Consider the following 24,413-nt stretch of genomic DNA (forward strand, 5'->3'; position numbering starts at 1 on the left):
AATTTGACAAAAGAAAAAATCTTGTATAAAATATACTTGTAATAACAAGTTGGTGAATCTTAATTTTGAAAGTTAGATCAATATTATATAAAACTTTTAGACCAAATAGTTTAGGAGTCTATAAGATGTATTGATATAATTTTTAGAGATTCTATTTCTTTTATACATTAATTAATATTAAGAAGATATAGGGGGGGAATTATGAAAAGAAAGATGATAATTAAAAAGCTTAGTGTTTTAACCTTAGGTACTGTTTTTGTATCTAATCTTATGCTACCAGCAACATCTACTTATGCATTTCCTTTGTTTGATGGTTTAACTCAAAAGGTTGAAAACTCAGAGGAAGAAGCGCCTAAAGATACTGGTTATTCTCAAATCGGGGGAGTAGAAAGTTTTATTCAAAATGAAAACGATGTAACTATGAAGCTTACTACTGGAGAGCAGATTAGAGTATCATTTTTAACAGATGATGTACTAAGAATTTATATGGATCCAACAGGAAAATTCCAAGAAGATCCAACTCCAAATGGAAAAGATCACATAACAAAAATAATTGATAAGACTGAAGAGGAGTATGAAAATCCTACTCCAACCGTTGAAGATGGAGAGATAATAAAAATTTCTACAAATGCTGTTGAACTTAGGATAGAAAAAGCTACTGGAAAAATGGAGCTTTTTGATAAGTTAAATAATAAGACTGTATGGAAAGAAACAGAGCCATTAAAACATAAGTCTGATAGTACAATTCAAACTCTTGAATCAAATGAAGATGAATACTTCTATGGCGGTGGAATGCAAAATGGTAGATTCTCACATAAAGGTAAAAAGATAAATATAAAGAACGAAAATAACTGGGTTGATGGAGGAGTAGCAAGTCCAAATCCATTCTATTTCTCAACTAATGGATATGGAGTTATGAGACATACATTTAAGCCAGGTGAATATGATTTTGAAGCAGCTGAGGCAGGAAAAGTTACTACAAAGCATGATGAAAATCGCTTTGATGCTTATTATTTTGTTGATGAAAAACCAACAAACATAATAGATAAGTTTACAGAGTTAACAGGAGCACCTGTTTTATTACCTGAATATGGATTCTATTTAGGACATGCTAACTGTTATTCACGTGACTGGATAAATGACGAAACAGGACAAGAATCCCAAACACCAAAACCAGGATTTGATAGACAAGAAAGTTTGATGGTTGATGCTAAGAAAGTTGTTGATGACCATGTTAATAATGATACACCACTAGGATGGTTTTTACCAAATGATGGTTATGGATGTGGTTATGGTCGTGAAGAGACTATAGATGGAAATATAGATAATTTAAAAGAATTTGTTGATTATTCAAGAGGCTTTGGTATTCAAACAGGTCTTTGGACTCAAAGTTCTTTAAAACCTACTGGAGGACAAGAAGCTTATCTTGAGCGTGATATAGATAAAGAAGTTGGAGTTGCAGGCACAAATGGAGTTAAAACTGACGTTGCTTGGGTTGGAGCAGGATATTCATTTGCCCTTAACTCAGTGAGACAAGCTGCAGAAGGAATAGTAAACAATTCTAAGGATAAAGCAAGACCTTTTATAGTAAGTTTAGATGGTTGGGCAGGAACTCAACGTTACACAAGTATATGGTCAGGAGATCAGTCTGGTGGAGATTGGGAATATATAAGATTCCATATACCAACATATATTGGATCAGGTCTATCAGGTCAACCTAACGTAGGATCTGATATGGATGGTATATTTGGAGGAAGTAAATTAGTACAAACTAGAGATTTCCAATGGAAGGCATTTACTCCAGTTCAAATAGATATGGATGGTTGGGGAGCAAATGCTAAATATCCATATGTATTTGGAGAACCATATACATCAATAAATAGAATGTATTTAAAATTAAAGGCTGAAATGATGCCATATAACTATAGTATAGCTAATGAAGCAACTGAAGATGGAGTTCCAATGATAAGAGCTATGATGCTTGAATATCCAGAAGCATATACTTATGGAACAGCTACTGAGTATCAATATATGTGGGGACCAAATATGTTGGTTGCTCCAATATATCAAAATACAGCTGCTGATGACAAAGGTAATGATATAAGAAATGATATATATCTTCCAGATGAAGAACAAATTTGGATAGATTATTTTACTGGAGAACAATATAGAGGTGGCGGAGTATTAAATAATTTTGAAGCTCCTGTATGGAAGGTACCAGTTTTTGTTAAGAATGGAGCTATAATTCCTATGACTAGTGAAAACAATAATCCAGAAGCTATGGATGATTCACATCGTATTTATGAAGTATATCCAAGTGGAGATACAAACTTTGAAGTTTATGAAGATGATGGTTTAACAACTGATTATAAAGATGGAAAGTCAGCTAAAACTATGATAACTTCAAGTGCTCCAAAGACAGGAAAAGGAACAGCAGTTATTACTGCAGGTTTATTAGAGGGAGACTATAATGGAATAGTTGTAGATAGAACAACTGAATTTATAGTTAATGTAAGTGAAAAACCAAGTAGTTTAGGCGTTACTGTAGGTGGTAATGATGTAGAGTTAATAGAAGCTCAAAGTTTAGAAGAGTTTGAAAATGGAACTAATATGTATTTCTATGATGAAACTCCAAATCTTAATAAGTATGCTACTGAGGGATCAGAGTTTGCGGGTGTAGAAATAACAACTACTCCTAAGGTTTATGTAAAAGTTGATAAGACAAATGTAAAGCAAAATGAGGTTAAATTAACCGTTGAAGGATTTACTAATACTCAAGATATAAATAAGAATGAAGTAAATGAAAATTTAAGTGTTCCAAGTAATTTCAGAGCACCAGAAGATGGAATAACATCAGAATCTATTCAATTAAATTGGGATGAAGTTGAAGAGGCTACAAGTTATGATGTTGAAATAGATGGAATGATATTTAATAACATCAGAACTAACGAATATACAGATATTGGATTAAACTATGATACAGAATATAGCTATCGTGTACGTAGTGTAAATAAAGACGGTCATTCTCAGTGGAGTGAATTAATGACTGTAAGAACAGCCTTAGATCCATATAGAAACGTACCTAAGGATATGCAGGTTGATTGGAAATGGGGTCAGTATAGTAGTGACGCGCCATATAAGGCAGTTGATGGCGATGATAATTCACAATTCCATTCAAAGGATAGTGCTATAGATAAGCCATTTATAATTGATATGCAAAAGGCATATACAATAGAGAAATTAGACTTATTATTTAGAAAAAATGGTAATGGATCAGTTAAGCGTGCTGAAATATATAGTAGCTTAGATGGTGTAAATTATGAGAAAGTATTTAGTAATGCTCAAGGTTCAAATGTTCCAGCATGGGCTACTGATGGAGAGGTTAAGACAATAAACTTTAATGAGCCTATAAAAGCTCGTTACTTTAAAATTGTAACTAAGGAGTCTATAGGAAACTTCTTAACTATGAGAGAATTTAGACCATATAAAGTTGATGGAACTAATGGACAAGTGGTTGGAGACTGGAATAACAGTGGTTCTATAGAAGAAGGAGATTTAGTATTCCTTGAAAACTATGCAGGATTAACAACTGCTGATGCTGACTGGGGATATGTATCAATGGCGGACTTAAATAATAATGGTTTAATTGATGCTTATGATATATCTTATGTTGCTAGTAAATTAGAAGGTGGAGTAAAACCTTCAGAGGGAGCAGAACTTGAAGGTGAAGTAATGCTTGTACCAAGTAAGCAAGAAATTGCTTCTGGTGAAACATTCACTGTTGATGTTGTAGGAACTGGTCTTTCTGATATTAATTCATTTAGTGTAGAAATTCCTTTAGATGCTTCTAAGTATGAATATGTTAAGACTGAAGGAACTATTGCAACAGCAGGAATGAAAAATCTTTCAAAGGCAAGAGTGCATACAGATAATACACAACACGCTTATGTAAACTTTACTAATATTGGTGATAATGTAAAAGTTAGTGGAACAGACACAATAGCAAGAGTAACATTAAAAGCTAAACAAAATCTTACTTGGGATATGGAAGCTAGTCATGCTTTACTAGTGGATAGTAAATTAAATTCTAAGATGGCTATTGCTGAGATTGTTGATCCTGAAACTGAATTACCATCAGGAAGACCAACTAGTAGTAAGATTGATAAAGAGCATATTACTGTAAGTGGAGATTCAAGTCAATTACAAGCAGGAATGGGATTAGATAAGTTAATAGATGGAACAACAAGCAGTGATGATAGTTCTCGTATGGACTTAAAGTGGGTCTTTAATCCGGACCAAGCAGATAAAGGAACGCTTCCTTTTGAAATGACATTTAATTTTGATGAGTCAAAAGCTTTAGAAAACTTTACTATATACAATAGAATGAATGCTAATGGAAGTATAAATGTTGCTGCCATGAAGAAGGTTAAGGCTGTTGGGTATTTAAATGGAGAAGAGTTTGATTTAGGAGAAAAAGCAGATATCACAACTGCTACAACTGTTTATGAGTTAGGTGGACAAGAATTCGATAAGATTGTTATTACAGCTTTAGATTCTCATAAAGATAAGAATACTTTAGCTATAAATGAAATTGAATTCTATGAAAAGAGTGGAGTTGAGACAACTGGAATTAATTTTGCAGAAAATACTCCAGAATCAGTATACCTAAATAGAATTACTCCTATATTTGCAGAAGTTACACCTGATAATGCAAATAACTTAAACTATAGATTAGTTTCTGAAAATCCAGAGGTTTTAGAAGTTCTACGTGTAGATAGAGAAGATAAAGTAACTTACTATTTACGTGGATTACAACCAGGATTGGCAAAATTAGTTGCAACTACTGCTGATGGAAACCATACAGTTGAAAAAGAAATAGTTGTTCTAGACGGAATTGATAAGACATTATTAGTTCAAGCTATAGAACAAGCTAAGTCATATGAATCTTTAAGTGAAATCTATACTTCTGAAACTTATGAAGCTTTACTTGAAGCTATTAAACATGCTGAGAATGTATTAGAAAATAGTTCAGATGAAAAAGAAATCGGAGATGCTATTTTAACTTTAAGAAATAAGATTCATTCATTACAAGAGCGTGAAACTGTAGAAGAAGATAAAATAGATTTTAATAAATTAGAAGCTATCCATGCAACTAGTGAAGCTGATACAGATTACAAAGAAAATGCAGTAGATGGAGACGAAAATAGTATTTGGCATTCAGGATATCAAGCTGCTGATAAACTTCCAGTATCTATAACAATTAAGTTAGATAAAGCTTATGATCTTAATCAAATAGATTATCTACCAAGACAAAACAGTAGAAATGGTCATGTTACTGAATATAAGATTGAAACAAGCTTAGATAATGAAAATTGGACTGAGGCTAGAACAGGAACTTTAGAAGCTAATGAAGCTGGAACTGCTTTAGCTAATAGAGGATATAATCCTATAAGATTTAACACTGTTAATGCTCAATATGTAAGATTTACTGCTCTTAAAACTTTAGGAGATACAAACAATAAGTATGCAAGTGCAGCTGAGTTAGTATTCTACGGTAAAGAAGGAAATGTAAGTGCTGAATCAATTACATTAGAAAAGACCGAATTAAATCTAGAAGTAAATGGAACTGAGAAATTAGTTGCTGTATTAAACCCTATTGAAAGTAAGGATATTATTACTTGGACTTCAAGTGATGAGTCAGTTGCTACAGTAGACGAGAATGGATTAGTTACTGGGGTAGGTAAAGGTACTGCTACAATAACAGCTACAATACCAAATGGAGAGTTTGCTACTGCTATAGTTACAGTAACAGATAATAGCTCAGAGGAAATAATAGTTAATCCAGTAAGAGACTTTAAAGATTCTGAAATTAATAAGAAAGATGTAACTGTAACATGGACTGCTCCTGAAACAACTAATGGATTAGAGGGATATATTCTTTATAAAGATGGTAAAAAGGTAGCAGAGATAAAAGCTGAGGACACTTCATATACATTTAAAGGCTTAAATAGACATACAATTTATAACTTTAAGATCGCTGCCAAATATTCAAATGGAGAAATTTCAGAAAAAGAATCAATAACTATTAGAACAGCAAGATAATAATTAGACAAAATAATTAAGTATTTAATCAAGGAGAGGAAATAGATTCATCTCCTTGATTATACTGATATACATTTAAGGGGAGAGGGATTAAATTATGAGAAAAATAATAAATATACTATTGTTATTTACACTATTATTTACTTTTGTTGGATGTGGAGAAAAAGAGTATGTAAGAGATACCTCTAGTGGAGAAATACTAGAAGTTAGATTAGATGATGCTATTGCCATGGCTGAAAATAAAGAAGAGTCTATTATTCTTTTTACACAGTCAACTTGTAAAGATTGTATAAAGTTAAAGGAGATATTACTTCCTTATTTAGAAAATCATAATATATTTATTAATGAAGTTGTTTTAGATAATGAAGGAACATCTAAAGAGGAGATTCAAAACAATAGAAAGAAAATAAATAAAATTTTTCCAGAGTTTAATTCAACTCCATCAATGTACTATGTAAAAGATGGAAAAATAATTGATGAAATATTTGAAGTGACAAGTGAAGAGCAACTAGATGAATGGGTTGTAAAAAATAAGCTTGATGCTAAATAATTAGGTTAAAAGAAAGAAATGCTTAGTTTTGTAGGAGGTTTAAATTCTATAATATATTAAACTAAATTGAAAGTTTAACATATTACAATACCTTCCATAAAGCTAAGCTTTTTTTATATTTTTAATTTCTAAAAGTTATTTAGAAATTAATTTATTAGCTATGGATCTGTTGGATATAATATTTTTAAAATGAATAAATTAAATATATAATACTAATGAGGTGAACAGCTGTGGGAAAGTATATATTAGATACTAATGTTATTATAAATTTTTGGAATAGAGAAAAAGGTTTTTTTGATAATTTTTTAGAGTTCAATGAAATTATAATTATAAGAGAGGTGCTAGAGGAGTTAGCTAGAAAAGAGAAAAGAAAATTTAATGGAGAAAATGTGATGTCAGAGCGATTTATGAGGCTTGTTCCTTTAATATTTGAAATAGATAGAAGAATGTTTAAAGAATTTTTAAATCATATAGATTTTGAAAAGATAAAAGGAGAAGCTCATTACTATAAGGGTAAAAAACTTACAAAAAATGATATATTGCTTATATTCGCTTCAATTGAAAAGGAAGGATTTTCTTTGGTTACAGAGGATAAGGCTTTATTTGAAGTTGCAAAGGAATTATTAGGCGAAGATAAAGTATTAATGATTAGTGATGTTGAGTAAGTGACAATATTTATATTGTGTTTAAAATCGATTTAAAGAAATTAATCAATTTGTTTTTACACTTTAATTTGATATATGTATAAATCTTATGTATTATATTATATAGCAAGTTAAGTTAGAAATTTAATTTAACTTTAATAATAAATTTGTAAGGTGATTTTTAATGGATGATTTAATAAAAGCAATTGATAAAGTTACAGAAGAAGAAATCATAAAATTAGTAATTAGTAATAAGATTAATAAAGATGTTGAATATAAAAAAATAGTGTTTCAACTTAAAGAAAAGAATAAAAAGGATTTTTATCAAATAGAGAAGTATACTGATAAACAAGTCTTTCATGAAAATATAGAAAAAAGTGAATTAAAAAGAAAAGTAGAAGAGTTATTCGTTTTTAAATACAAACAATTAAATGCTTTTTCTAAAGAAAGTGACTTTGATCTTAAGGTTTCTAAGAAGGGAAAAGTATTTCTAGGAGTTAAGAAAAATGAATCTTTAAAGGAAGTTAAGAAGGAACATAATAGAAAGAAAAATTACATATTAGAAGAGGGAATGATAATAGAGCCTCTTATAGACTTAGGAGTTTTTACTAAAGAAGGTAAGGTTATTAACTCAAAATATGATAAGTATAAGCAAATAAATAGATTTATTGAAATAATTGATGATGAAGTAAAAAAACTTGATCAGAAAGAACTTACAATTTTAGATTTTGGATGTGGTAAATCATATTTAACATTCATATTATACTATTATTTTGTTGAGATTAAAAAAATAAAAGTTAATATGATTGGATTAGATTTAAAAGCTGATGTAATAAAGAAATGCAGTGATATAGCTAAAAAGTATAATTATGAAGATTTACACTTTGAACTTGGAGATATAAATGGATTCAAATATAATAACAAGGTTGATATGGTAATAACATTACATGCTTGTGATATAGCAACAGATTATGCTTTATATAATGCAATTAAATGGAATAGTAAAATGATATTCTCAGTTCCATGTTGTCAACATGAGTTTAATGGTCAAATAGAAAGTGAGAAGTTTTCAATACTTACTAACTACGGAATAATAAAAGAAAGAATATCAGCTCTTATGACGGATTCAGTTAGAGCAAATCTTTTAGAATGTGCAGGGTATAAGACTCAACTTCTTGAATTTATAGATATTGCTCATTCACCTAAAAATATTTTAATAAGAGCTATAAAAGGAAATGTTTCTAAAAATAAAAAGGAAAAATCTTTATTAGAAGTAAATAACCTTATTGAAGAATTTAATTTAAATCCAACTTTGTATAAATTATTAAAAGAAGAGGAAATAATTTAGAATAGATTTCAAAAGAGGATGTATTAAAAGTAACTTTTGAACATATAAGAAGGGGCTATAGCAAAACTTTAAATAATAAAACTTATAAATTTTTAGTGAAATCTAGTAATTCTCGGAATATATTTATAAGTTTTATTTTAAGTTACTTTTGCTACAGTCCCTTCTTTAATTTTACTTTCTTTTAAACTTGGTTTAATGATTAAAAAATATAAGAATTAAACCAAAAATAAATAAGGATTAAAGAGATTCTAGAATTTTGGACTTATTTCTTCTCTTTGAATTCTTTTAAGTTCTTTTAATCTTAAATTAGTTAGCTCTTGTATTTTATCAAAGGGGTCACCATTGATAATCATTTGTTTAGCTATATCATGAGCAGATTTATTTTCATTAGCCATTAGAAATACCTCCTAAAATAAAACTTTAACTATAGTTTTTCTATAAATTTAGAAGATATTCTATATGAATATAGACAAAAAAGTTAATTTGTTTAATATATTGCAAAATCTATAAATTAATTAAAAAATAAGCTAAAGCTTAACCATAAATTAGTTAAACTTTAGCTTTGTATATTAATTAGTCTTCATATAAATATTTTCTTGTCATAGGAAGAGTATTATTAATTCCTTTTGAGAATAGAATTTGATGTATATCTATATCCCAATAATGGAATCCTGCTGCACATGTAGCAAGGTATAAATGCCACATTCTTAAGAATTCATCATCAAACATTTCCTTTTCTTCATCTAAATGATTCATAAAGTTTTTGCACCATTCTTCTAAAGTTTTCATGTAGTGAAGTCTTAAACTTTCTATATCCAATACATGGAAATTAAGATCTGCTGCAATATTAAGTTCTTCTCTTAAAGTTGGTAGATATCCACCTGGGAAGATATATGTTGTAATCCATTTATTTCCTTCAGTTTCTACAAGATTAGTTATATTGTGTAATAAGAATAATCCACTTTCTTTTAGAACTGAATTAACATTCTTAAAGAATAGAGGTAGATTAGCATGCCCAACATGTTCTGCCATACCAACACTAACAATCCTATCAAATTCTAATTTAGATTTTTCTAAATTTCTATAATCCATTAATTGTACATCAACTAAATCTTCAAGACCTTCTTTTTTGATTCTTTCTTTGGCTTTTTTAAATTGCTCCTCACTAAGAGTTATACCTAAAGCTTTTACTTTATATAGCTTAGCTGCTTCTATAATTAAATATCCCCAGCCACAACCAATATCTAAAAGTTTTTGACCTTCTTTTAGGTTAAGTTTCTTTAATATGTAATGTATTTTATTCATCTGGGCATCATAAAGGGTGTCAGATGGTTCTTTAAAATATCCACATGAATAACTCATGGTTTTATCTAACCATAAACTATAGAAATCATTTCCTATGTCATAATGGTGTGCAATATCTTTTTTTGATTTAAGTAAAGAAGGAGCTTTTATTTTAGAAGCTAATTTTAATACTGTACTCTTATTCATAAAGCTGTCTTTATTACGAATCATACTTTCAAAGAATTTTTGAAGATCTCCTTCTATATCAATGTCCCCTTTCATATAAGCTTCTCCTAAAGCTAAGCTAGGGTCTGATAAAAGGTCTTTTTTACTTGGGAAGTTTTTTATAATAAGTTTAAATTCAGGTTCACCAGAACCATATTGAATTACTTCGCCATCCCAAAATTCTAAGTTAAACGGTCTATCTGAAAGATTTTCAGCTAATGACTTAACTATATTTTTACTAATTTCCATAAAAATCACCTCATCCAATGTTTATGTTTTAATGATACTCTATATCTGTTAAAAAATCTTTTGCAAAATGTACTTTAATTCTTTAAAATTAATGAATCTAAGAAATTAATTAAAAAATGCTTAAAAATACACATAAAAAATGTTTGTTTTTCAAAATTAAAATAACAAAATAATATAATTTTCTATAAAAACAATAAAAAATTTAATTAAATATAGCATTTGCTAAAAATTTGATAATTATTAATACTTATTTACTAAATAATATAAATTTGGTATTATTTTTAGTGGTACTAGAATAATAAAAAACTAAGGAGGAAATTATGAATTTTCTAAAAAAATTATCTTTAGGTTTAATCATAGTAGCATCAACTGTTACTTTTATAGCTTGTTCTAGCAGTAAAAGTAATGAGGCAGATGTTTCTCTTAAATCTTTAAGTACAAAAGAAGTAAAAGAAAACTTAAAAGATAGCTCATGGGTAGCTGTTGATACACGTTTAAGTGATTCGTATAATGGATGGATTTTATATGATGAGGTTAGAGGTGGACATATTCCAAATGCTGAGGATTTTTCGGCAAATTGGATAAAGGTAGATGCTAAGGATAAAGAGAAAAAGTTAGATGAAGCCTTAAAAACTAAAGGAATAACTCCAGATAAAAACATAATATTATATGATGCTAATGGAGAAGATTCTAAAGTAGTTGCGGACTATCTTTCAAAAAAAGGATATAAGAACTTATATACATATGATATTAAAGAATGGGCAAGTGATAAAAGCTTACCTTTAGAAAAATATGAGGATTATAGTTTAATAGTTCCAGCTAAAATATTAAAGGAAGTTATTGATGGTAAAAAACCAGAAACTTTTGAAAATACTAAAAATATAAAAGTATTTGAAGCAAGCTGGGGAGATGAAAATCAAACATATGGAAAAGGACATGTTCCTACAAGTGTACATATCAATACAGATACTATAGAACCACCTCCAACATGGATGCTTGCAGATGATAAGACATTAAGTCAATTTGCTTTAGAATATGGTATTAACAAGGATGATACAATAATACTTACAGGAGCTGAACAAATGGCAGCTTATCGTGTAGCTAGTGTTCTTAAATATATGGGTGTTAAAGATGTAAGAGTATTAAATGGAGGAGATGGAGCATGGACTAGTGCAGGTTATGAACTAGAAACAAAAGTTAATCCAAAAACTCCAGGTGGAGATTTTGGTGCTACTATACCAGCAGATCCTAGTGTAATAACTACAATTCCAGAACTTAAAGAAGATCTTAAAAAGCCAGACTTTACTTTAGTTGATAATCGTACTTGGGATGAATACATAGGTAAAATATCAGGATATAGCTATCATGATAAAAAAGGTCGTATTCCAGGAGCGGTTTTCGGATATGCCGGAATAGAAGGTTCAACTTCATTAGATTATTATAGAAATGTAGATAATACAATGAGAAATGGATATGAAATAGAAAAAATGTGGGAAGATCAAGGAATAAACCTAAAAAATCATCTTACATTTATGTGCGGTAGTGGATGGCGTGCAGCTGAAGTTTATACTTATGCTAATGTAATGGGCCTTAAAAATACATCTATATATAGTGATGGATGGATTGGTTGGAGTAATGCTGGAAACCCATCAATTACTGGAGAGCCAGAGAAATAATCAATGAGTAAATTAAAGAAAATAATATATCCATTAATAGTATTTATTCAAGCTGCTTTATGGTGTGCTATAATTACTATTGAATATTTAACAACTAAAAAAGCCGGTGTAATGCACCATGTTTATTTTAAAAGATATGAGTACTCAAAGAGCATAAGTAACGAAAATTTATATATCTTATCAGTTATAGCTTTGATTTTAGCTTTATTATTTTTTATATGGTTTATTTATTTAGTAAAAAGTAATAAGAATAAATTTTATATAGTTCAAACAATAATAAGCACTTTTATGGCTATTATTTTAGCTTTAGTTATAAAACTACAGTTTTTTGAAAACTTATTATCGTACTATTATTTTATAATGATAGCCTTAGTAGTTTTAGTAATTCAAATTATTTGGAATATAGTAGTTTCTATAAAATATAAGTAAGTTAATAATAGTTTTAATAAATCATCTTATCTAATGATAGGATGGTTTATTTTTTTTACAATTTTCATGGTAAATTTCATTTAGAAAGATAAGTTTCTTTTAAAATAGATGCTATAGATTCTAATAATTTGATTATTTCTTAAATATACTCCTAAATAATATACTCGTAAATGAGTAATAAAATAAAAAAGAATAAATAAAAGAATAAATAAAAAAATATATAAAATAATAAAAAAGAGAGTAAAAATCAAATGGAAATATATTGAAGGAGGAAAATAAAATGTCTGAAAATCAAGTAGTATCTTTTAAAGATGAAAATGGAAAAAAAGTAGAATATCTAATTCTAGAACAAAGGTTAATATGTGGTGCAGAATATGTAGCAATGGCTCCTAAAAATGATAAAAGTCATGTTGAATTATTTAAAATTAAATTTGATAAAGACTGGAATGAAACTTTAGATTCTGTAGAGTCTGAAAAAGAGCTGAATATGTTTAAACAAGTATCTAATTTAAAATTTTAATAATATATATCTAATTTGAAATATGTACATAGAAAATATAATTTCACACTATAAAATATATTAATATAAAGATTATAATTATTTTAAAAAGATATAAATAAAGGGGGAGAGATTCAATTAATTAGGATTATTAATTGAATAATTGATTATGAGAAATTTAAAAATTATGACATTTAACTTAAAGTATGATTTTAAGGCACAGAATAATAATGAATGGAGTCAAAGATGTGCTAGAATTACAAAATTAATAAAGGAATATTCACCAGATATAATAGGAACTCAAGAAGGGCTAATTCATATGTTAAATGATATGGATAGTATATTAGATGAGTATTCATGGATTGGAGAGGATAGAGAAGGAACTGGTAAAGATGAATTTAATGCCGTATTTTTCAAAAAAGAAAAGTTTGATTTATTAGAATGGAATCAATTTTGGTTATCTAAAACTCCAAAAATTAAGGGAAGCAAAGATTTTAATAGTAGTCTTCCAAGAATATGTACAAGATTAAAAGCAAAAGATAAAATAAAGGATGTAGAGTTAGTTATATATAATACTCATCTTGATCATGAAAGTGAAATGGCAAGGGAAGAGGGAATAAAAATAATATTAAATGAGGTTAAAAAGAATTATGGAATAAAAAAATCACCATACTTAATAATGGGAGATTTTAATTGCTACTTAGAGGATAATCTTTTTAATATAATAAAAGACTCAGAAGAAGATACTATAGAATTTAATGTATGTTATGACAAAATTCAAAATAATATAATAGGTACTTTTCATGATTTTAAAGGTGGATATGATGGAGGAGTAATAGATTATATCATATATTCAAAAGAGTTCAAAATTGAAAATTTATATATAGACGATAGAGAAATAGATGGAGGATACCCATCAGATCATTATCCTGTTATATGTGAATTTAAATTAAAATAAAATATCTCCTTAAGGTTTATTTTGCCTTATTTATTTAATAATGTATAATATAAAGAGACTAAAAACTATAGGAATCTTAAGTTGGAATCTTAAGTTTTATAGTTTTTAATTTAGTTTAATTATATATCATATGTTTATTTAGGTTTTTATTTATTGAATCTTTACCTAAGGGTGGATTACTATAAATAAAGATATATGCCTTATAATAATTTGACAAAAAACATAACAGAATATTACGGAGGATAAAGATGATTTTAAACACAAGAAGAGATGGACATGTACATAGCACTTATTGTCCTCATGGAAGTGATGATAGTTTAGATATGTACATTGATACCGCATTAAAAAATGGTATTACTGAAATAACTTTTACAGAACATATGCCACTTCCTATGGAAGATCCTTCTCCAAGGAAAAATAGCGCTCTACCTATGGAGAGATTAGAAGAATATCTAAAGGGTATAGCTGAATTAAAAGAGAAGGTTAAGGATAAAATTAAGGTTAATGTAGGTTTAGAGGTAGATTATGTTGAAGGATATGAACATGAAACTAAAGCTATATTAGATAAGTATGGAAAGTATTTAGACGATGCTATTCTTTCTGTACACATAGTAAAATTTGAGGGTGAATACTATCAAATAGGAAACGGGTCAGATATGATTGGCCAATTAGTAGAAAAGATAGGTGGAATGGATAAACTCTATGATTTATACTATGAAACCATGTTAAAGTCAATTAAGAGTGATTTAGGAAAGTACAAGCCTAAACGAATAGGACATCCAACTTTAGTAAGAAAATATAAAGAAGATTTTCCAAATGAGAAATATAACATGAAACTTTTAGAAAATGTTCTTAAAGAGATGAAAAAAGGTAAATATGAGATTGATTTAAATACTTCAGGACTTAGAAGAGAAAAATGCGGAGAAGTACATCCACAAGGAATATTTTTAGATTTATGCTTAAAGTATAATATACCGATGGTTTTAGGATCAGATTCTCATAGTTCAAAATATGTGGGAGTAGAATTTGAAAAAGTTGCAAATATGATTTTCCCTGATTCAGAAGCAATGTAATTTTTAAGTTAATATTTATTTTAAATTTTAAAAAAATTATAGTTTTAAATTAACTATTATTAATATAAAACTATAAATAAAAAATCACAGATTTTAATTAAAACCTGTGATTTTTTTATTATTTACCGTAGATAATTTTCTTAGTAACGTCATTATAGAACATTGTATTTGGATAATTATCTTCAATTTCTTGAGCATATTTCTTAGCCTCAGCGCTATTACCTTCTTTATCATATAAGATAGCTAAGTTATATAAGCATTGAGGAGTGTACATAACATCTTCAGCATTTGGTTTAGCTTTATAATTATTTAAATAATCTTGGAAGTATTTAATTGCTTCTGCATTATTATCTAAGTTCTCATAAGAAGTTCCTATGAAATACATTAAGTGAGGCTTTAAGTAAGAACCATCTGAGAATGCATATGCTTTTTGAAAATCTTTAAGAGCATCCTCATATTTTTTCTCTTTAAATAAATCTGATCCTTTTAAGTATAAATCTTTAACTCCATCATTTTTCATTAACTCCTCGGCTTTATTATAAGCATCTAAAGCATCTGCTGGGACTTTATCCTTTGGAGTAGAAGTTAATATTGTATAAAGAGAAGTTATGTCTTTATCTTGAACAGCTTTATTTAATTCATCTACATTAAGTGTTTTATTTTCAGTTGATGAATTTTCGCTTGGCTTATTCTCTGTTGAATTACTAGCTTGGTCAGTACTTTCTTCAGTTGAAGTTACTTGAGTATTACCTGCATTTGTAGTTTTTATATTCTTTGTTATACCATAAGCAAGTAGTAGGACAATAGCACCTGAAACAGCTACAGCAACATACTTAACAGGTTTCTTTTTATTTGATTTTTTTGAATTTGACTTTTCATTTTTAAAGTTAGGTGTACTAATAACTCTAGGTTCATTATCATCCTTAGTTTCTTTAGCTTCCTTTATTTTTTCATTTTTAATTTCATCTTTTTTATGGAAGTCAACTTTTGTTACATTATCAAGATGTTTATTTTCAGCTTTTGGAGCTTCTTTAATTGGAGTTTCCTTAACTGATTGACTTATTTTTATATCATCGATTTTAATATCTTCTTTTGGTGTTTCTTTATTGATATTAATAACTGAAGCTTGTTCAACTTTTGAATTTTCTTTAACCTTTTCAGTCTTTTTAACTTCAGGATTAGTTTCAGGCTCTCTTTTTTCTAATTGCTTAGCATATTCTTTTTGAGCTTCTTCTTGAAGTCTAGCCTTAATTTCATCCTTCATAGTATCACTGAATATAGTACTCATTGCTAGTTTTTTCTCATCTATATTATTAAACTTTTCAAGTTTTGTTCTAGCTTCTTCATTGTTGTTGTACTCAGAGTTTATTTTCCAAGAAACAATAGCATCACTTATTCTATTAAGCTTCTCAAGAGCTCTTCCTTCTAATATAAGTGCTTCTTCATTATTATAATCTTTATCAAGTACTTTTTCACATATATCTAATGCTTCCTCATAATTTCCATTTTCATATTGAGCTAATGCTTTTTTAAGTTTTTTATCATATTTACTCATAGCCTCCTAGCTCCTCCTTTTTAAATAATTTGTATCAAACATATTTTGACAAAATAACTGATTTAAAATAAGTATCTGTCTAAATTCTAATTATACATTATCTATATAAAAGTTTACAATATATTTTTGGCAAAAGTATGTCAATGTTCTTAATTTTTTTACAAAATACTATTTTTTTGTATAAGAATACACCAAAAATAGTAAAAATAATTCGTTAAGATAGGTGATTTATCTCTGAATACATTAAAAAAATAAAAATAATTTTTGTTTTTTTTAAAAATTTAATAAAAAAACTATAAACATATTCTAAAAACTATTTATTTCAGAATATTCTAGATTATAATAAATAGTTTTAGAATAATATTTATAGCTTAAATTAAAAAAACTTAATTATTTTTATATTAAAAAATCATTATATACTGCATCAGAAGGCATTCTCCAATCACCTCTAGGTGAAAGGGATATTGAACCTACCTTTGGACCGTCTGGAAGAGCAGAACGCTTAAATTGTTGAGTAAAGAATCTTCTTATAAATTTATCTAACCATTTTTTTATGGTTTCTTCGTCATAATCGTTTTTGAAGGCTTCCTTGGCTAGCAAGAATATTCTTTCAGGACTTGAACCATGTTTTATAAAATGATATAGAAAGAAATCATGAAGTTCATATGGACCAACAATATCTTCAGTTTTTTGAGCGATTTTTCCCTCTTTATCCTTTGGTAGTAACTCTGGGCTAACAGGGGTATCTAAAATATCTAGTAATGCTTCTTTAGCATCATCTGAAATTTCATTATTAGCAAAGTAATTAACTAAGAATCTAACTAAAGTTTTAGGAATAGAGCAGTTAACAGAATACATTGACATATGATCTCCATTATAAGTACACCATCCTAAAGCTAATTCAGAAAGATCACCAGTACCTATTAATAAGCCACCTTCTTTATTTGCTATATCCATAAGTATTTGAGTTCTTTCTCTTGCTTGAACATTTTCATAAGTTACATCATGAATCTCTTTATCATGACCAATATCTTCAAAATGTTGAAGAGCAGCCTTTACTATATTTATTTCTCTAAAGTCACAATCAAGTTCTTTGCAAAGAGTTACAGCATTATTATATGTTCTGTCTGTAGTCCCGAAACCAGGCATAGTTACAGTTATTATATTTTCTCTAGGTATATTTAACATATCAAATGTTTTTACAACTACTAATAGAGCAAGAGTAGAGTCAAGGCCACCTGAAATACCTATTACGGCTCTCTTTAGATTAGTATGTTCTAATCTTTTAGCAAGAGCAGCTGCTTGTATATTTAATATCTCTTCACAACGAGCTTCCATTGCGTATTGTGATTTTGGTAAGAATGGATGTTTATCTATTTCTCTATCAAAATTATTTATTTTTGTATTCTCTAAAGTAAAAGGTATAAATCTAGGTTCATTTTGTTCATTAAAAGTAGAGTTTCTAAAGCTTATATTTTTAGTTCTTTCAGCATCTAATCTAAATAGATCAACTATACCAGTTAATAAATCATTTTCTCTTCTAAATCTATTATTTTCTTTTAATATAGTACCATTTTCAGCTATAAGCATATGGCCACTGAATAATAGATCTGTAGTTGATTCATGAACTCCAGCTGAAGAATAAATATATGCGCTCATTGTTCTAGCACTTTGATTTTGTACTAATGACTTTCTATATGAGCTCTTTGATACAAGTTCATTAGAAGCTGAAAGGTTACAAATAAGGTTAGCACCCATAAGAGCTAAATTAGAGCTAGGTGGTATAGTAACCCATAAGTCTTCGCAAATTTCAAATCCTATTTTTAAGCTTTCAAATGAGAATATTAAATCAGTTCCAAAAGGAACTTCTTTTTGAAAAGGTAAATCTAAATTTAATCCTTTAATATTGAAACCTTCTGTGAACCATCTTTTTTCATAGAACTCTGAATAGTTTGGTATGTAGCTTTTTGGAACTATACCTAAAACTTTTCCATTTAGGATTATGTATGCACAGTTATATAAAGAATATCTATATAATAAAGGAGCACCAACAGCTATTAATATATCTTTTTCTTTAGAAAAGTTAACTAAGCTTTCTATAGCTAAGTTACAATTTTCAATTAGTTTTTGGTTTGTAAATAAATCACCACAAGTGTAAGCAGATATACTTAACTCTGGAAAAACTAAAACTTTAACTTCCTCATCTATAGCATCTAAAATCATATTCTCTATTTCTTTAAGATTATATTTTATATCACTTATTTTTACTTTAGGTGAAGCTGCACCTACTTTTATGAAATCCATAGCATCATCTCCATTTATATTTTATTTTTAGTATTTCTATAGTAATAAAAGTTTATCCCATAAGGAAATATGTGTTTTTAAATAATATTTTCTTATAGTAGAAACATTTACTAAACAAACCTATATATTAAATATTAATGTGAATTCTTAATAAAATCAACTGAAGAAATATAGTATTTATTAACTCTTATAATGTTTTATAATATTATTTTAAAAAGTTAAAAATAATACTTGCAAAAATAATGTATAAACTGTATAATAAAGTAAATATTAATAAAAAGTAAATTAAATAAAGGAGGGGTATTAATGTTATGGCTTTGGGTAACAGTAATTTTAGCAGGTATAATTATAGACTATTTAAGCTCTGACGTTCTATTTGTTGGATTTTCCTTTGGGGCTCTAGGTGGGTTAGTATTAGCATTTTTAAATGCTAATGTAATATTACAATTCATACTATTTGCCATAATAACAATTTTCTTTTTCTTCTATATTTATCCTAAAATTAAGAAGAAAATAAAGTTGGATAATATAGGAACTAAAACAATGGAACAAGACTATGTAGGCAGAAAACTTATATTAGATGAAAACATAGAGGATTCAGCGTTAATTAAATTTGAGGGGATTTATTGGACATTTAAAAGTGTTAGTGGTCCTTTAAAAAAGGGGACAAAGGTCGAGATTATAGGTATAGAAGGAAATAAAATTCTAATTAAAAAATAGGAGGGGTTACAAATGGTAGCTACTGTAATTATTATAATCTTATTATTAATAGTGGTATTTGCGGCAATTTCTTCAATAAAAGTTGTAAATACAGGATATGTTTATGTATTAGAACGTTTTGGACAATTTAGTAAAATATTAGAGCCAGGTTGGCATTTAGTTATTCCTTTTGCTGACTTTGTAAGAAAAAGAATTTCAACTAAACAACAAATATTAGATATACCTCCACAGTACGTAATCACTAAGGATAATGTAAAAATTGAAATTGATAATGTTATATTCTATAAAGTATTAAACGCTAAAGATGCAGTTTATAATATAGAAGATTTTAAATCTGGTATTGTTTATTCAACTATAACAAATATGAGAAATATAGTTGGTAATATGTCTTTAGATGAAGTTTTATCAGGAAGAGATCAAATAAACTTAGAGCTTTTAACAATAATAGATACAATAACAGATGCTTATGGTATAAAAATACTTTCTGTAGAAATTAAAAATATAATGCCACCAGCTGAAATTCAAGATGCTATGGAAAAACAAATGAAGGCCGAAAGAGATAAGAGAGCTACTATATTACAAGCTGAAGGATTAAAACAAAGTGAAATAGCAAAAGCTGAAGCAGAAAAACAGGCTAAGATTTTAAGAGCAGAAGCAGAAAAAGAAGCAAATATTAGACATGCTGAAGGTTTAAAGGAATCTCAATTACTTGAAGCCGAAGGTAAAGCTAGAGCCATTGCAGAAGTTTCTAAGGCAGAAGCTGCCGCTATTGAAAGAATAAATACTGCAATAATTGAATCTGGAACTAATGAAACAGTAATAGCATTAAAGCAAGTTGAAGCATTAAAAGAAATGGCTACTAATCCAGCTAATAAGCTTATTTTGCCTAATGAAGCAGTATCTTCTCTAGGTAGCATAGCGGCTATTGCAGATATATTAAAAGAGAATAAAAAATAGTTCTGAAGAATATACTATAAATGAGTCTTTTATAAGGCTTACGTAGGAATTTGTTTTTCCCTTTACTTTTAAATTAAGTAAAGGGATTTTTTTATTTGGATATAATTAATCATAAATTAGTAATTTATATATTCATAAAAAAATGTTATCATATAAAATGTAACTTTAATGTAGAAAGAGGATTAAAATATGAGTAATTATTTTTGGTGCGATGTAAATTTAAAAAATATAGAGAATAATATAAATATAATAAAGGATTTAATCCAAGATAAAAAATTTATTGCTGTTATAAAAGGAGATGCTTATGGATTAGGAAGTAAAAAAATTGCCGAATTCATAGAAGATAAAGTTGATATAATAGCTGTAGGTAATATAGAAGAAAGTTTATGCTTAGAAAATATTAAAAAAGATATACTTATATTATCTCCTTTATGCACAAAAGAAGATTTTAAAGATGAGAGAGAAAATTTAATATTAACTTTAGACAATGAAGAGATATTAGATGATTTAAATAAAGAGACAAAAAGAAGAGTACATATATATGTAGATACAGGAATGAGCAGAATGGGAATAAAACCTGAAAGATTAGATTCGTTCATAGAGAAAATAGAGAAGGATTTCCCTAACATTGAGATTGATGGTATATATACTCATTTACATAATGCAAAGGATGTTAATTATACTTTAAATCAAGTAAATTTATTTAAATCTACTACTGAGAAATATATAGGAAAAGTAAGGGTAATACATTGTATGGCATCAAGTGCTATTGTAAATGATCAATTAAGCAAAGCATGTGATTTTACTACAGGAGCTAGAGCTGGAAATGTCCTTTATGGATATATAGGATTTAATAAAGGAATTAAGAAAACTTATGAGTACTATGCAAAACCAGTAAATACTTATAAAGTTGTAAAAGGACAAACTGTTGGTTATGGATGTCTATTTAAAGCTAATAAGGATATGGAAATAGGAATAATTGAATGTGGTAATGTACATGGATTAGGTATAAGTAGAGAAATTAAAAATAATGTTTTTTATGATATATTTAGAATGGTTTATAGAAGATTTAAGGAAAGAAGTGTAATCTTCAATAATAATATACCAGTAAAGATATTAGGAAAAGTAAATATGAATATAACTATTATATCAATGGAAAATTGTTCAAAAGATTCTGTTTTAAAGGTTGATATTTCTCCTATAATATCAGATTCAAGCATAGAAAAAAGATATATTTATTAGAAATAATTTAATAGTTTAAATTAAAAGTTTTTAGAAACATAAGACTAAACAAATTTAGTCTTATGTTTTTTTGTTTTTTGTAATATTTTAAGAATTAAAATACTACCTTTTAATATAGCCTTAAAAGAATGATACTAAATTAAATTTCTAATTTTAACTAATGCTTTAAAATAAAGAACATAATACAGAAAAAAAGTAAGGTACTAAGGATTTTAGATTTTTAAATTAATTGTTTTATGGGAGGGAGAAAGAAATCATGAAAGAAAATCTAAAATTAGGACTTATACTTTGTTTAATAACTTCATTTGCTGGTATATTTTTAGGCTTTGCTAATGAATTTACCAAAGAGGTTATTGCTCAAAATTCAAAGTTAAGTGCAGAAGATTTAAAGGAAATATTACCTAGCGCAAATAAAATAGAAGATTTTGCTTTTGAAAAAAAGGAAGATTCAACCATATCGGAAGTTTTTGAAGCAAAAGGAGACTCAGGAAGTGTGGGATATGTTATAAAGGTCTCTCCAAAAGGTTTTAATGGTGCAATAGATATGGTTGTAGCTATTGATAATGAAGGCGGGATTAGTGGAGTTAAAATTTTATCACAATCAGAAACTCCAGGATTAGGTGCAAAAGTAGAAGAGACTATCTTTACTGATAAATTTAAAGGGTTAACAATTGAAGATAAAATTAAAACAGTTAAAACCGCTCCAAGCAATGAGGGAGAAATTCAAGGAATAACAGGGGCTACAATATCATCAAATGCAGTGCTAAGTGGAATTAATGATTCTATAAATTTTTATAAAGGAAATATTTTAGGAGAAGATTTATCACAAGAAAAGGCTTTAAATTTAGCAAATATTAATTTAGAAGGAACTTCTAAAGAATTAGCTATTGAGTTAGAAGAAGGAATAGAAAAAGTTCATATAGTATCTAATGATGAAAAAGAAATTGGATATGCAATTGAGGGAAGTCATGTTGGAATGTATGATGATAAACCAATAAAGTTTGCTGTTGGAATTTCTAATGGGGGAATAGTTACAGGAGTACAAATAATAGATCATAAAGAAACTGCTGGCCTTGGAGATTCAATAGAGGATGAAAATTTCTTAAATGGATTTATAGGAATTTCTTCTTTAGATAAGCATTCAGTTAAAGAAAATACAGCAGAGATTGATGTAAGTTCCTATGGAGAAGTAATAAATGTTGATTCCGTAAGTGGAGCAACAAAAAGTTCCATGGCTATTATAAAAGGAGTTACAAATGTAATTAACTTTTATAATAATAATCTTAATTAATTAGGGAGGGATATTTTTGAAGGTTTTATTTGAAAGATTAAAAAATGGTATAGTTACTGAAAACCCTATATTTGTTCAGGTATTAGCTATGTGTCCAACCCTTGCTGTTACTTCAAGTGTTGAAAACGCTATAGGTATGGGAATTGCTTCAACTGTTGTTTTGATTTTTTCCAATATGATAATTTCAGCTTTAAGAAAGTTAATACCAAGTAAAATAAGAATTCCAGCATATATAGTTATAATAGCTTCCTTTGTTACAATAGTTGATATGTTAATGAATGCCTATGTTCAATCGTTATACAAATCCTTAGGGATTTTTATACCACTTATAGTTGTTAACTGTGTTATTTTAGGGCGTGCAGAGGCTTATGCTTCTAAAAATCCAATAATACCATCAATTTTTGATGCTGTTGGAATGGGAATAGGATTTATAATAGCTTTATTTTCCATAGGTACTTTTAGAGAGATATTAGGAGCAGGAACATTCTTAGGAATGAGCATTATGCCACAGGGATTTAAACCAGCTACTATTATGATATTAGCACCTGGAGCATTCTTAACATTAGGTGCCTTAATGACATTTTTAAATTATAGAAATATAAATAAGGCAAAAAAAGAAGGAAAGAAAGCTAAATGTTTGGAACATAATTGTAGTACTTGTTCTGGATGTGGCAAAAATTCTTGATAAAAATATAGGAATTAGGGGTGAGTAGTATGGAATTATTACTAATTTTTATTGGTGCTATGCTTGTTAATAATTTTGTTTTATCTAAGTTTTTAGGTATATGTTCATTTATAGGAGTATCAAAAAAGAAGGAAGCTGCAATTGGAATGGGCCTTGCTGTTACCTTTGTAATGGTGCTTGCTAGTATAATATCTTGGCTTGTTTATAATTTAGTTTTAGATAAATTAAATATAACATATTTAAAAACTATAGTTTTTGTACTTGTTATTGCTTCTTTAGTTCAATTTGTTGAAATGGTTGTAAAAAAATATAGTCCTAGTTTATATAAAGCATTAGGAATATTTTTACCTTTAATAACTACAAACTGTGCGGTTTTAGGTATGGCTGTTACAAATGTTGAAGAAGGATATACATTAATTCAGTCTATAGTCCATGCTTTAGGTGCTGCTAGTGGATTTATGCTTGCTATAGTTTTAATGTCCTTTTTAAGAGAAAGAATAGATAATAATGAAGAAATACATCCTTATTTTAAAGGATTACCAATAACTCTTTTTACAGCAGCACTTATGTCTATAGCATTTTTAGGATTTCAAGGACTTATATAAATTAGGAGGATTTTAAA

At 28.0% G+C, this 24,413-nt stretch carries 19 protein-coding genes; 15 read left to right on the forward strand and 4 right to left on the reverse strand.

What is annotated here, in order from left to right:
* Positions 1–201: 201 nt before the first annotated feature.
* From AC2A4K_RS08355 to AC2A4K_RS08370, 4 genes are all read left to right on the forward strand, one after another.
* A complete protein-coding gene (locus AC2A4K_RS08355; RefSeq protein ID WP_322503402.1) occupies positions 202–6,102 on the forward strand; it encodes a discoidin domain-containing protein in 5,901 nt (1,966 codons plus the stop codon).
* 97 nt (positions 6,103–6,199) lie between these two features.
* The gene (locus AC2A4K_RS08360; protein ID WP_322503401.1) at positions 6,200–6,652 is read left to right on the forward strand and encodes a thioredoxin fold domain-containing protein; all 453 of its coding nucleotides are present in this window, start codon (positions 6,200–6,202) and stop codon (positions 6,650–6,652) included.
* Positions 6,653–6,882: 230 nt separating this feature from the next.
* Complete coding sequence (locus AC2A4K_RS08365; protein ID WP_322503400.1) at positions 6,883–7,317, forward strand: PIN domain-containing protein; 435 nt, start codon at positions 6,883–6,885, stop codon at positions 7,315–7,317.
* A 163-nt stretch (positions 7,318–7,480) separates the two neighbouring features.
* Positions 7,481–8,644 carry a class I SAM-dependent methyltransferase gene (locus AC2A4K_RS08370; RefSeq protein ID WP_322503399.1) on the forward strand — a complete coding sequence of 388 codons (1,164 nt, stop codon included), beginning with the start codon at positions 7,481–7,483 and terminating at the stop codon, positions 8,642–8,644.
* A 248-nt stretch (positions 8,645–8,892) separates the two neighbouring features.
* Here AC2A4K_RS08370 and AC2A4K_RS08375 read toward each other — a convergent pair whose 3' ends face one another.
* Positions 8,893–9,039, reverse strand: coding sequence for a hypothetical protein (locus AC2A4K_RS08375; protein ID WP_322503398.1), 147 nt, complete (start codon positions 9,037–9,039; stop codon positions 8,893–8,895).
* A gap of 178 nt (positions 9,040–9,217) precedes the next feature.
* A complete protein-coding gene (locus AC2A4K_RS08380) occupies positions 9,218–10,402 on the reverse strand; it encodes a cyclopropane-fatty-acyl-phospholipid synthase family protein (protein ID WP_322503397.1) in 1,185 nt (394 codons plus the stop codon).
* Between the two features lie 320 nt (positions 10,403–10,722).
* Here AC2A4K_RS08380 and AC2A4K_RS08385 point away from each other — a divergent pair, with 320 nt between their 5' ends.
* The 5 genes from AC2A4K_RS08385 (at position 10,723) to hisJ (ending at position 15,037) form a co-directional block, all read left to right on the forward strand.
* Positions 10,723–12,078, forward strand: coding sequence for a rhodanese-like domain-containing protein (locus AC2A4K_RS08385; protein ID WP_322503396.1), 1,356 nt, complete (start codon positions 10,723–10,725; stop codon positions 12,076–12,078).
* A 3-nt stretch (positions 12,079–12,081) separates the two neighbouring features.
* Positions 12,082–12,507 carry a hypothetical protein gene (locus AC2A4K_RS08390; RefSeq protein WP_322503395.1) on the forward strand — a complete coding sequence of 142 codons (426 nt, stop codon included), beginning with the start codon at positions 12,082–12,084 and terminating at the stop codon, positions 12,505–12,507.
* Between the two features lie 280 nt (positions 12,508–12,787).
* Complete coding sequence (locus tag AC2A4K_RS08395) at positions 12,788–13,027, forward strand: DUF1292 domain-containing protein (protein WP_322503394.1); 240 nt, start codon at positions 12,788–12,790, stop codon at positions 13,025–13,027.
* Between the two features lie 148 nt (positions 13,028–13,175).
* A complete protein-coding gene (locus AC2A4K_RS08400; protein WP_322503393.1) occupies positions 13,176–13,964 on the forward strand; it encodes an endonuclease/exonuclease/phosphatase family protein in 789 nt (262 codons plus the stop codon).
* 248 nt (positions 13,965–14,212) lie between these two features.
* A complete protein-coding gene (gene hisJ, locus AC2A4K_RS08405; protein WP_322503392.1) occupies positions 14,213–15,037 on the forward strand; it encodes a histidinol-phosphatase HisJ in 825 nt (274 codons plus the stop codon).
* A 118-nt stretch (positions 15,038–15,155) separates the two neighbouring features.
* Here hisJ and AC2A4K_RS08410 read toward each other — a convergent pair whose 3' ends face one another.
* Together AC2A4K_RS08410 and AC2A4K_RS08415 are read right to left on the reverse strand one after the other, a co-directional pair.
* On the reverse strand, positions 15,156–16,592 hold the full coding sequence (locus AC2A4K_RS08410) for a tetratricopeptide repeat protein (protein WP_322503391.1): 1,437 nt from the start codon (positions 16,590–16,592) through the stop codon (positions 15,156–15,158).
* Positions 16,593–16,988: 396 nt separating this feature from the next.
* Positions 16,989–18,896: an NAD(+) synthase gene (locus AC2A4K_RS08415; protein WP_322503390.1), complete on the reverse strand. Its 1,908-nt coding sequence runs from the start codon at positions 18,894–18,896 to the stop codon at positions 16,989–16,991.
* A gap of 306 nt (positions 18,897–19,202) precedes the next feature.
* Here AC2A4K_RS08415 and AC2A4K_RS08420 point away from each other — a divergent pair, with 306 nt between their 5' ends.
* From AC2A4K_RS08420 to rsxA, 6 genes are all read left to right on the forward strand, one after another.
* Positions 19,203–19,616 (forward strand): NfeD family protein, encoded by a 414-nt coding sequence (locus AC2A4K_RS08420; RefSeq protein WP_322503389.1) that lies wholly within the window; start codon positions 19,203–19,205, stop codon positions 19,614–19,616.
* A gap of 12 nt (positions 19,617–19,628) precedes the next feature.
* Positions 19,629–20,573, forward strand: coding sequence for an SPFH domain-containing protein (locus tag AC2A4K_RS08425; protein ID WP_322503388.1), 945 nt, complete (start codon positions 19,629–19,631; stop codon positions 20,571–20,573).
* Between the two features lie 189 nt (positions 20,574–20,762).
* Positions 20,763–21,815 (forward strand): alanine racemase, encoded by a 1,053-nt coding sequence (locus AC2A4K_RS08430; RefSeq protein WP_322503387.1) that lies wholly within the window; start codon positions 20,763–20,765, stop codon positions 21,813–21,815.
* A gap of 256 nt (positions 21,816–22,071) precedes the next feature.
* Positions 22,072–23,106, forward strand: a complete 1,035-nt coding sequence (locus tag AC2A4K_RS08435) for an RnfABCDGE type electron transport complex subunit G (protein ID WP_322503386.1) — start codon at positions 22,072–22,074, stop codon at positions 23,104–23,106.
* A 16-nt stretch (positions 23,107–23,122) separates the two neighbouring features.
* Positions 23,123–23,791 carry an electron transport complex subunit E gene (locus tag AC2A4K_RS08440; protein ID WP_322503385.1) on the forward strand — a complete coding sequence of 223 codons (669 nt, stop codon included), beginning with the start codon at positions 23,123–23,125 and terminating at the stop codon, positions 23,789–23,791.
* A 29-nt stretch (positions 23,792–23,820) separates the two neighbouring features.
* The gene (gene rsxA / locus AC2A4K_RS08445) at positions 23,821–24,396 is read left to right on the forward strand and encodes an electron transport complex subunit RsxA (protein ID WP_322503384.1); all 576 of its coding nucleotides are present in this window, start codon (positions 23,821–23,823) and stop codon (positions 24,394–24,396) included.
* The last annotated feature ends 17 nt before the right edge of the window (positions 24,397–24,413 follow it).

The organism is Clostridium sp. LIBA-8841, from assembly GCF_057782475.1.

Coding starts and splice junctions, on each gene's coding strand:
- AC2A4K_RS08355 (WP_322503402.1), top strand. CDS start 202: ATGAAAAGAAAGATGATAATTAAAAAGCTTAGTGTTTTAACCTTAGGT.
- AC2A4K_RS08360 (WP_322503401.1), top strand. CDS start 6,200: ATGAGAAAAATAATAAATATACTATTGTTATTTACACTATTATTTACT.
- AC2A4K_RS08370 (WP_322503399.1), top strand. CDS start 7,481: ATGGATGATTTAATAAAAGCAATTGATAAAGTTACAGAAGAAGAAATC.
- AC2A4K_RS08375 (WP_322503398.1), bottom strand. CDS start 9,039: ATGGCTAATGAAAATAAATCTGCTCATGATATAGCTAAACAAATGATT.
- AC2A4K_RS08380 (WP_322503397.1), bottom strand. CDS start 10,402: ATGGAAATTAGTAAAAATATAGTTAAGTCATTAGCTGAAAATCTTTCA.
- AC2A4K_RS08385 (WP_322503396.1), top strand. CDS start 10,723: ATGAATTTTCTAAAAAAATTATCTTTAGGTTTAATCATAGTAGCATCA.
- AC2A4K_RS08390 (WP_322503395.1), top strand. CDS start 12,082: ATGAGTAAATTAAAGAAAATAATATATCCATTAATAGTATTTATTCAA.
- AC2A4K_RS08395 (WP_322503394.1), top strand. CDS start 12,788: ATGTCTGAAAATCAAGTAGTATCTTTTAAAGATGAAAATGGAAAAAAA.
- AC2A4K_RS08400 (WP_322503393.1), top strand. CDS start 13,176: ATGAGAAATTTAAAAATTATGACATTTAACTTAAAGTATGATTTTAAG.
- hisJ (WP_322503392.1), top strand. CDS start 14,213: ATGATTTTAAACACAAGAAGAGATGGACATGTACATAGCACTTATTGT.
- AC2A4K_RS08410 (WP_322503391.1), bottom strand. CDS start 16,592: ATGAGTAAATATGATAAAAAACTTAAAAAAGCATTAGCTCAATATGAA.
- AC2A4K_RS08415 (WP_322503390.1), bottom strand. CDS start 18,896: ATGGATTTCATAAAAGTAGGTGCAGCTTCACCTAAAGTAAAAATAAGT.
- AC2A4K_RS08420 (WP_322503389.1), top strand. CDS start 19,203: ATGTTATGGCTTTGGGTAACAGTAATTTTAGCAGGTATAATTATAGAC.
- AC2A4K_RS08425 (WP_322503388.1), top strand. CDS start 19,629: ATGGTAGCTACTGTAATTATTATAATCTTATTATTAATAGTGGTATTT.
- AC2A4K_RS08430 (WP_322503387.1), top strand. CDS start 20,763: ATGAGTAATTATTTTTGGTGCGATGTAAATTTAAAAAATATAGAGAAT.
- AC2A4K_RS08435 (WP_322503386.1), top strand. CDS start 22,072: ATGAAAGAAAATCTAAAATTAGGACTTATACTTTGTTTAATAACTTCA.
- rsxA (WP_322503384.1), top strand. CDS start 23,821: ATGGAATTATTACTAATTTTTATTGGTGCTATGCTTGTTAATAATTTT.